The 9105-nt window shown below is 58.2% G+C and carries 8 protein-coding genes; all 8 read right to left on the bottom strand.

Translation table 11 applies throughout. From position 1 onward, the window contains the following. Positions 1–72 precede the first annotated feature (72 nt). Positions 73–318 carry a glutathione S-transferase N-terminal domain-containing protein gene (locus B5X69_RS22525; RefSeq protein WP_079640244.1) on the bottom strand — a complete coding sequence of 82 codons (246 nt, stop codon included), beginning with the start codon at positions 316–318 and terminating at the stop codon, positions 73–75. A gap of 93 nt (positions 319–411) precedes the next feature. After that, a complete protein-coding gene (locus tag B5X69_RS19860; protein WP_139375903.1) occupies positions 412–2856 on the bottom strand; it encodes a TonB-dependent receptor in 2445 nt (814 codons plus the stop codon). Between the two features lie 285 nt (positions 2857–3141). Next, entirely contained in the window at positions 3142–3999 is an 858-nt protein-coding gene (locus B5X69_RS19865) for an IclR family transcriptional regulator (protein WP_079640246.1), read from the bottom strand. Between the two features lie 198 nt (positions 4000–4197). Next, positions 4198–5130 carry an alpha/beta hydrolase gene (locus B5X69_RS19870; protein WP_176141711.1) on the bottom strand — a complete coding sequence of 311 codons (933 nt, stop codon included), beginning with the start codon at positions 5128–5130 and terminating at the stop codon, positions 4198–4200. 40 nt (positions 5131–5170) lie between these two features. Next, the gene (locus tag B5X69_RS19875; RefSeq protein WP_079640248.1) at positions 5171–5734 is read right to left on the bottom strand and encodes a VOC family protein; all 564 of its coding nucleotides are present in this window, start codon (positions 5732–5734) and stop codon (positions 5171–5173) included. A 42-nt stretch (positions 5735–5776) separates the two neighbouring features. After that, on the bottom strand, positions 5777–6547 hold the full coding sequence (locus tag B5X69_RS19880) for an SDR family NAD(P)-dependent oxidoreductase (protein ID WP_079640249.1): 771 nt from the start codon (positions 6545–6547) through the stop codon (positions 5777–5779). A 64-nt stretch (positions 6548–6611) separates the two neighbouring features. Then, a complete protein-coding gene (locus B5X69_RS19885) occupies positions 6612–7487 on the bottom strand; it encodes a fumarylacetoacetate hydrolase family protein (protein WP_079640250.1) in 876 nt (291 codons plus the stop codon). A 42-nt stretch (positions 7488–7529) separates the two neighbouring features. Further along, a complete protein-coding gene (locus B5X69_RS19890) occupies positions 7530–8780 on the bottom strand; it encodes a thiolase family protein (protein ID WP_079640251.1) in 1251 nt (416 codons plus the stop codon). Positions 8781–9105: the final 325 nt, after the last annotated feature.

Genomic DNA, 9105 nt, shown 5'->3' on the forward strand with positions numbered 1-9105 from the left:
CCAGCGACAATCAAACACACCAAAACGGAACTGTCGCGGTCAGAATCTTCTCATCCTGATTGCCGCAACTTCTCATCCAGTTTGTCGCGCTACAAGGATTGCCGTATTCTCGGTGATTGCACCATCTTCGGTCTGCAGTACCGGAACGAAGCCGCGTGGGCTGATAGCGAGGAATTCGTGGCTACTGGTATCTCCGCGAAACACGTCAACCGCGACGCCTTCATAATCTGCATCACACTCTTCAAGCGCTATGTGTGAAGCTACAGAGCAGGCCCCGGGAATGTAGAAGAACTTCATTTGTGTGCTTCCGCCCCGCATCAATTCCGTCCTCGCCAACAGGCAACGGAGACCGGCTACATACACAACTACGCCCCCGGATCGAAACCCGGGGGCGCAGCGGTGTTACTTTGATCAGAACTTCACGCTCGCAGAGAGACCGTAGGTTCGCGGCGCACCATAAGTGCCGTTAGCCCAGCCAAATGTTGCGAACTGGATGTTCGTGCCGGTCAGGTAACGCTTGTCAAACAAGTTCCTGGCCCAGACTTGAAGGCTGACCGGAGATCCCATGACCTCCTCCCAGTTCAGAGAGGCATTTGCGATGAAATAGCCGGGCAGTTCGTTGAGATCCGCTCCGAGCGCCGCATCAAAGGCGCTGAGGCGGTTCGCCTGGGTGATCGAACTCGTATAGTAGCCAGAGAACGTCGTCGAAACCTCACCCGCATCAACATCGAGCGGCCATTTATAAGTGATGGCGCCGCTGACCTGATGCTCTGGGGTCTGTGACGGCGTGGCACCGCTCAGGTCAACCGCGGGCACAAAGGTTGCGCCGGGGCCACCAAGGCCAGGATAAATGAACTCATCGAACTTGGCGTTGATGTAATTATAATTGAGATCCAGCGTCAGATTCTCGACCGGCGAAAAGCGTACTTCAACGTCCGCACCATAAACCGTTTCCTTGGCGGCGTTGACCACGCCGAAACCGGTACCGCCACCATCATAATTGGCGTTGGCAAAGACCTGTTTGTTACTGATCTTGCCGCGATAGAACGAGACGTTGGTCCGGATCGGTCGGTCACCCACGAACCAGTCCGCCTTCAACCCGACTTCGATCATGGTGTTCGTTTCCGGATCGTAAGTCGTGCGGCCCGGATCGCGCAGGGTGAAGTTGGTCCCGCCAGCAAGATAGCCGTGGCTGATCTTTGCATAACCCAGCACCTTGTCGCTGAACTTGTTTGTCACGCCAAACGTCCAGCTTTCCGCCTTGAACTTCACTCCGCGCGTTGCAGAGCAAGTCTCTGCATTGAAATTGTCATAACCGTCAAAATTACCCGGCGCGCATGGCTTTTGATCGAAGGGTTTGAAATCCGAACCAAAAATCGGCAGCGACCCCACATTAATGATGCCAAGGCCAAATCCGCTGAAATCGACATTATTGGCAGGATTCAGGGTGTTGTCGCCAGCCATAACCACGGAACTGACGCTGTCCCAGTTATAGCGGAAGCCACCCGTAAGGCTCAGCGTTTCCGTTACATCATATTCCGCGTTGAAATAGACCGCCTTGGACTTGGTTTCCTTGACCTCGTGGTTGTTTACGGAAACGACATTGTTGGGGAAGCCCAGCGCCGCAAAAACACCCTGCAGCACGTTGCTGTTGATGCCCGTTTCCTTGCGCAGGAACGAGTAATAGCCGCCGACGGCCACGCGCAGGCCAAGGTCTGAATTGTCATAGCGCAAGGTAAGGTCATCGGTCCATTGCGACGCAATATCCTGCCGCAGCACGTTCACGCTGACAACATTACAGCCGCACGTATCCTCGGACGTTGCCGTCTTGTCGTGCCGGTAACCAAGCACGTTACGTAGCGAGATGGTGTCCGACAGTTCCAGCTCGGTCCTGTTCTGAATGCCGTACAGCGATGCCTTGCCGAAGAAATCCGGCTGAACACCTGTTGAGTTCGGCCCCATGAAGACCCTGTTGTACGTACCCAGCTTGGCACCTTGCGATTCCAGCGTCGGTGCGCCTTGAAACAGCGTGAGAAGGCTTGGCGCAAACCGGATTGGAACGGCCTGGAACGGCTTTTCGTCGCGGTTGTAGTAATCCGCGATGATGACGTTCAGCAGCGGGCCGGTGTCAATCGACAGCGTGCCGCGCAACGAATAGTGGTTTTCGTCCTGGAAATCCTTGGAAACCACACCCGCATTGTCGGGGTTTTTGATGTAGCCGTCGCGCTTGACGTAATTGCCCGCAAAACGAAGGCCAACTTCGTCGTTCACAGGAATGTTGAGCATGCCTTCGAATTCGCGGCGATCGAAGTTGCCATAGCCCGCCTTGACGTATCCTTCATATTCGTCGGTCGGCAAATTGGTGCGGATCGAGATCGTACCACCAGTGGTGTTGGTGCCGAACTGGGTACCCTGCGGACCCTTGAGCACTTCCACAGTCGATACGTCGTAGAACGAGCCCATCATGCCGATGGTCGAGATAAACGGAACGTCGTTGTAGTAGAGCGCCACACCGCCATCGATGCCAAGTTCAGTGGCCGTGCCGCGAATGGCGAAGACCGGAACGCCGCCGGTGGGGCTGTTGGAGATTGTCAGGCCGGGGGTTACCCCCTGCAGATCCTGTGCCGTGAGAACCACCCGGTTGTTCAGCTCTTCCCCGCTGAATGCAGCCACGGTGATCGGGAGATCTTGTGATGACTCCGATATCTTGCGCGCAGTAACCAGGATCTCATCGAAACCGGATTGGGTCGCGTTCTGAGTTTCGTGGGCATCTTGAGCCAGCGCGGGCTGTGCCGCCAGTGCCATCGACACGGCAGTCAGCGAGACTGCAACTGCGCGGTTGAACCTACTAGTCAAGTGTACCCTCCCTAAATGTGGTTTTTATCCGCCAAATTGGTTTGCACGAATTGCGCCTCATTTACGAAGCTGCGGGACAACATACGACCCTTTTCGCCCCTATCCGGAGTACCAATCAGATATGAAATATGGCCCCAGGGACACTAGACAAGTATTTGAATTAAATATTTTTTTGTAGCCAGAATGGAAACATTCAGGCTTGTCCCAAATCCGGCCGCCAGCTCGGTTGTGATGAATAAACCCCGGCTGTGCAGAGCGATGCCGGGGGTTACAGCTCCGCTCAACTCAGCTCAGCACAGGTACAAGGTCGTCAGTCCCCAAATTGCCAACTCCTCCAACCAGGTGGGCGGCAATCTCTTCGTGCAAAGCAAGCACAAAATCATCCTTGCTATCCTGCAGGACCTGAGTTGGAGCAGCGATGCCGATCGAAAGCCGTTCGTCGCTGTTTTCGAGTGAAGGCAATCGCATCGCGATCACGCCCGCTCCAGCCGTCACGGTATCATGCTGGAAAGCATATCCGTTCGCGCGGACCGCCTGAGCCCGTTCAAGCAGGACCGGCACAGGAACCTTCACGTCCACTTCTTGCGGCTCGGCATTATAGCGCAAGCCCAGACGCGTAATTTCGCTATCGGACAAATCCGAAATCAAAGTCAGCCCTGTGGCAGAGCAAACCAAGGGGCGGCGCGAGCCTTTCACGACGTAAAGCCGGACCGGGCTGCTCGCCTGCACAACATGGATATATTGCGACCAGACATGATTGCGCACTGCCAGCACAACGGCTTGCCCGGTGCGGACATTGAGGCGGTGCATCAGGCGGATCAGCGGGCCATCGCTCAGAAGCGGCGCATTGACCCAGTTACCCAACAGGGCAACCCGCGTGGTTGGCGCAAACGCGCGGGTTGGGGCGTTATAGGAAAGATATCCCATCACGACCAAGCTGCGGAGAAGTACCGACGTGCTCGATTGCGGCAGGGCAAGCAGTTCCGAAACTTCGGAGACCAAGGCCTCACGTTTCAGCACATCGAAGAGTTCAAGAATGCGAAGAACTCGTCCGGCCGATTTCACAATCTGGTCGGTATCGTCCTGTTCGTGACCTGCAACCCAGCGTTCGCCCAGGGCCTGGCCAAGCCTAGCAAGTTCCATGTCCACTCTCCCTTTTGATTTTGACCAAACCTAACAGATGTTCGGTTGCTCGCAACAGGGTCGCATGGCATGTTTTTGGCACCTCTTAATGAGGTTGCCGAGTCGCATTTTTCTATTATATTACATATATTTAATGGGCCGCACGTGACCAGCCCGGGCACGAATTCATGCCAGCCCGTCGATCTCGCCTCTAGCGACTCACGTCGGGTTGAGGTGGGCCTTGGCGAAGGAAGCAGCTGCCTTGAACGATTCGATGGAGCAAGGGTGCTGCGGTGCCAGCGACTGGAAGGGATGCACCATGCCGTCAAGCCGCTCTGCCTTCACGAGATTTCCAGCTTGCTGCAAGGCGCGGGCATAGGCCTCCCCCTCGTCGCGCAGGGGATCATATTCGGCAGTCAGCAGCAGTGTGGGGGGCATTCCGCTCAAATCCCCAGCGCGCAAGGGGCTGAGATAGGGCAGGTTACGGTCTGCGCCGCCCGCATACTGGTCCCAGCACCACATCATGAACTGGCGGGTAAGCAACTTGCCTTCTGCATTGGCCAGATAGGATGGACGGTCGAAATCGTGATCGCAGACGGGATAGACCAGAATCTGGCATTTGAGCAGCGGCCCGCTGCCATCGCGCAGCTTGAGCGCCACCGCCGTTGCAAGATTGGCACCGGCACTGTCGCCCGCAACGCCAATACGCTGTTTGTCGAAACCGAGTGCCGCAGCCTCCCGCGCGACCCATTCGATCACGGCCAGGCAATCGTTCAACGCTGCCGGATAAGGATGTTCGGGAGCGAGTCGATAATCGACTGAGACGACGGCGCAGCCCGATTCATGAGCCATGAAGTGCGAGCGGAATTCGTCGCCATCGAGCGAGCCGCGAACCCAGCCGCCCCCATGCATGCTGACCAGGACCGCATGCGGTGCAGGCGATTCAGGGCGATAGATGCGGACCGGGATTGCATGGCCATCGCTGCCCGACACCTTGCGCACTTCCACTGCAACCGCGTTCGGCAGGGGCGGTATCCTGACCGGCGCCGAGCGCATTTCCTGCGCCAGCTCCAGCGGCGGCCGCGAGTAGTCCGTCGCCGGCAGGCTGTTGACCATGTCCAGGATGGCCTGAAAGTCGGGATGCACGCTCATCGAAGAGGCCCACGCCTGTTCATGGTCTGGCCGCGCGTCCTTAAGAACCGGCGGGGCTGGCAGCACCCACCGCCGCAGCCTGCTTGCGGTCCCATTCCTCTTTCGACGCATAGGTCGGATCGGCCAGCACCATTTCGTGGGTCTTGGCCACGATGACGTCTTCCGGCTCGTCCAGATCGAGCGGCTCCGCGCAGGGCTGCGCAATGTACCACGGCGATCCGGCATAGAGTTCGAGCCGGTTGCCCTCTGGATCGAAGCAATAGATGCTCCACGCATTGCCGTGGTTCATCGTCCGGTCGACCCGCACTCCCTCCGCCTTGATGATCTCGTTGAACGTCTTGAGGTCGCCCAGCGAATCCAGGCGGAAGGAAAGCTGGTTGATCAACCCTTCCCCCATGCCGTCGCTACGTCCTTCGACCAGCACGATCTGATGATGTTCGGTCGGGCTACGGCTGAGGAAGACGATCTTGCCGCCGCGGTCGGTCACGCCGCTGTCGGTCACGACGAGGCCAAGTACCCGCTTGTAGAAGGCGGCCATGGCCTCAAGGTTCCGGACATAGATCCCGACATGCTTGAACTGAGCATTGGGAGGCGCGGTGGTCATGGTCTGGTCATCCCTTGAGAATTCACGATGTGGCAGCCCGCCTCAGGAAGCTCGGATCAAGCCGCCATCGACATACATTGTCTGCGCGGTGATCAAATCGGCATCAGAGCTGGCAAGGAAAGACAGCATGCCGGCCATGTCTTCAGGCGTTGGAGGGCGCGGGATGGCCTGGCGCTCCGCCAGGACGCCATAGAGTTCCTCGGAAGTCTGCCCGCGAAAGTTGGGTTTGCGTGCAAGTGTGCCTTCGGTGCGCGTAAAGCCGGGTCCGATTGCATTGACTGTGATGCCCTCAGCACCCAGTTCGCTCGCCAATGCGCGAGTAAAGCCGATCACCCCGCCTTTGCTCGCGATGTAATGGGTTAGGCCGGGGGCGACCTGGCCGAAGCTGTTCGACGCCATGTTGACGACGCGGCCCCATTTTCGTTCACGCATACCAGGCACGAACACCTTGCTCACCAGGAACACGGAATCGAGGTTGATGGCATGCATTCGCCGCCATTCGGCTAGATCGAGATCCTCGAACCGGCAGCTCGGGAAGATGCCGGCGTTGTTGACCAGAATATCGCAGCGCCCGAAATCGCGAAGAACGTCCTCGCCCATCTTCGCCACGGACTCGGGGCTTGAGACATCGCACTGATAGGAGATCGCCCGCCCGCCGATTGCCTTGATCTCGTCCAGCGTCTGATCGCAGGGATTGAGATCGACGGCCGCAATTTCGGCACCCTCGGAAGCCAGCCGCACCGCAAAGGCACGGCCGATTCCTGCAGCTGCGCCGGTAACCACCGCTACCTTACCTGAATGACGCTTTTCCATTCGTAGTTCCTCACATTATCCGATAGTCCGGGGTCGCCGGGCAACTCGCGCTGCCTGCTGGACCTCAACCGATGGCGAAGTCTGCCGCTTCCTTGGCGATGCCGTTGCGCAGCACGCCGATGCCTGAGATCTCCACCTCGACCGTGTCGCCTTCCTTCATCCACAGCGGCGGCGTGTGGAATGCGCCGACCCCGCCAGTCGTCCCGCAGATGATCACATCGCCAGGTTCCAGAGTAATAAAGGACGAACAGTAGGCGACCAGCGCGGGGACATCGAAGATCAGATCGTCGAGCGTGGCAGTCTGCACTTCGCGTCCGTTGAGCCGCGTCTTCAGGGACATCGCGCCGACATCAGGGATCTCGTCGATCGTCACCATCCACGGGCCGAAAGCGCCGGTCTGGGGGAAGTTCTTGCCCGGCGAAAACTGCTGCGAATGGCGCTGCCAGTCGCGCACACTACCGTCATTGTAGCAAGAGTAACCGGCCACATAGTCCAGCGCCTTGTCTTCCGGAACATAGCGGCAGCGCTTGCCGATGATCACCGCCAGCTCGCCTTCGTAGTCGAACTGATCTGAAACCTTGGGGCACAGCATGTCCTGGTTTGCGCCCACCTGGCTTTCTGCAAACCGCAGGAAGATCATCGGCTTAGGCGGCATTTCACGGCCGGTTTCCTTGACGTGGCTTGCAAAATTGACGCCTACGCAGAAGATCTTGTCCGGGTTGGGAACGACCGGCAAGAGGTTTGCCTCTGCGAAGGACTGCGTTGGTGCCGAGTCCAGGCAGGAACGCGCGTAGGCCAGGCCATCCGGATCGCTGAGTAGCTCCCGCATCGAAGAATAGCGGCTGCCAAGATCGATAATCCCTTCCGGGCTGTCGATGGTGCCGGTCACGATACCAATGCTCTCGCGTCCATCCTTGCCGGTATAGCTGGTCAATTTCATTGGTCCGACTTTCCTGTTCGATTGAAGATTAGGCGCACAGTATCACGAGCCGCCCAGAATGGTTACGGTTGTCGCCGCTTCCTCATAGCCCAGGAAACCGCCACCGTTTTCCGCAATCCCCCAGCGAGCGCCCTCGACTTGCCTCGCCCCCGCCTCGCCCCGCAATTGCGTGACGAGTTCGTGAAGCTGGATGATGCCTGTGGCCCCAACCGGATGACCTTTTGACAGCAGGCCGCCCGAAGGGTTCACAGGCACGCGGCCGCCAACACTTGTCGCTCCCGATTCCGTAAAAGGACCGCCTTCGCCGCGAGGGCAAAGCCCAAGGTTTTCGATCTGCAGAATTTCGGCAAAGGCCGTGGCATCGTGCACCTCTGCCACCGACATGGCTTCGGGACCGATCCCGGCCAGTTCATAAGCCTTGAGCGCCGCCCTGCGACCGATGTGATTATCAAGATCGTCCGGGTCGCGACCACTGGCGGAGACGAGCGCGCATGACGCAACAGGAACAGCCCGGTCCGCATTGAAGCGCTTAAGTGCCGAGCCTGTGCAAAGGATCATCGCTGCGGCCCCGTCGCTGATTGGCGCGCACATCGAACGCGTAAAAGGCCAGGACACGGGCTTGTCCTCCAGCACTTGCTCAACGGTCATATCGAAACGGTACTGAGCGTCGGGATTCATCGTCGAATGGTGATGGTTCTTGGCGGCGACGGCTGCGATCTGGCGCTGCGTAGTGCCGTAACGCGCCATATGATAGCGCGCGAAAGCTGCGTAGATGTCCATGAACACGCTGCGCTCTGCCGCAGGTTCAACACCCTCGGGGATCGGCATGCCTTCGGCCAGCGAGAGGAGTTGTTCGATCTGGCTATCGAATTCGAGCACGTCCGTGCTGCCGCGAAAGGCCTGAAACATCCCTTGCCGGTTTTCCGGGAAAAACATCTTTTCCGCGCCGACAGCAAGGGCCACCTCGCCCATGCCAGCCTTCAGGAAATTGACGGCATTGTAGAAACCCGTGCTTCCGCTGGCGCAGGCATTCTCCACGTTGGTAATAGGAATACCTACGATGCCACTCTTACGGAGCGCCACCTCGCCGCGAATGCCGTTCTGTCCTTCGAGCAGAGCCTGCCTGGTATTGCCGAACCATGCCGCTTCGATTGCCGAAGGGTCCGCAAGTCCGGAATCATTCAGCGCCTTACGCACCGCTGCCGTAGTCATATCGCGAACCGACACCTCGGGGGATTTGCCAAGTGGGGTCATACCAGACCCGATAATGTAGATATCCCTGGCCGATGGCATAATGGCTTCCTGCTATCCCGTTCCCGCTAAGAGGCATTTCTCGCTGTCGGCAGATCTGGCCCCAAGGCCCGACGTGTCACCGATCCGAGAGCCGTGACCTACACGCGCCAATCTGGCATTGTCATCCCCACTCTCTGACAATCATGGTGGTGATAGCAGCACGCCCAAGGATACTTAGCCGCTCTTATGCACCAAGGGGTGTCTGAGCGGTAGGCGGGAGTAGCGTAAAGCTCTGTTCTGAAGTAAGAAATTGGGTGTCTAAGCCGTCCCTGCTCCGGGACAGAAATTGCCATAGGCTACACCCGCCATGACCGACGTTACCTCA

Origin of the sequence: Sphingopyxis flava, assembly GCF_900168005.1 — a bacterium.
Classification (GTDB): Bacteria; Pseudomonadota; Alphaproteobacteria; order Sphingomonadales; family Sphingomonadaceae; genus Sphingopyxis; species Sphingopyxis flava.

Coding starts and splice junctions, on each gene's coding strand:
- B5X69_RS19870 (WP_176141711.1), bottom strand. CDS start 5,130: ATGAGCGTGCATCCCGACTTTCAGGCCATCCTGGACATGGTCAACAGC.
- B5X69_RS19890 (WP_079640251.1), bottom strand. CDS start 8,780: ATGCCATCGGCCAGGGATATCTACATTATCGGGTCTGGTATGACCCCA.
- B5X69_RS19875 (WP_079640248.1), bottom strand. CDS start 5,734: ATGACCACCGCGCCTCCCAATGCTCAGTTCAAGCATGTCGGGATCTAT.
- B5X69_RS19885 (WP_079640250.1), bottom strand. CDS start 7,487: ATGAAATTGACCAGCTATACCGGCAAGGATGGACGCGAGAGCATTGGT.
- B5X69_RS22525 (WP_079640244.1), bottom strand. CDS start 318: ATGCGGGGCGGAAGCACACAAATGAAGTTCTTCTACATTCCCGGGGCC.
- B5X69_RS19865 (WP_079640246.1), bottom strand. CDS start 3,999: ATGGAACTTGCTAGGCTTGGCCAGGCCCTGGGCGAACGCTGGGTTGCA.
- B5X69_RS19880 (WP_079640249.1), bottom strand. CDS start 6,547: ATGGAAAAGCGTCATTCAGGTAAGGTAGCGGTGGTTACCGGCGCAGCT.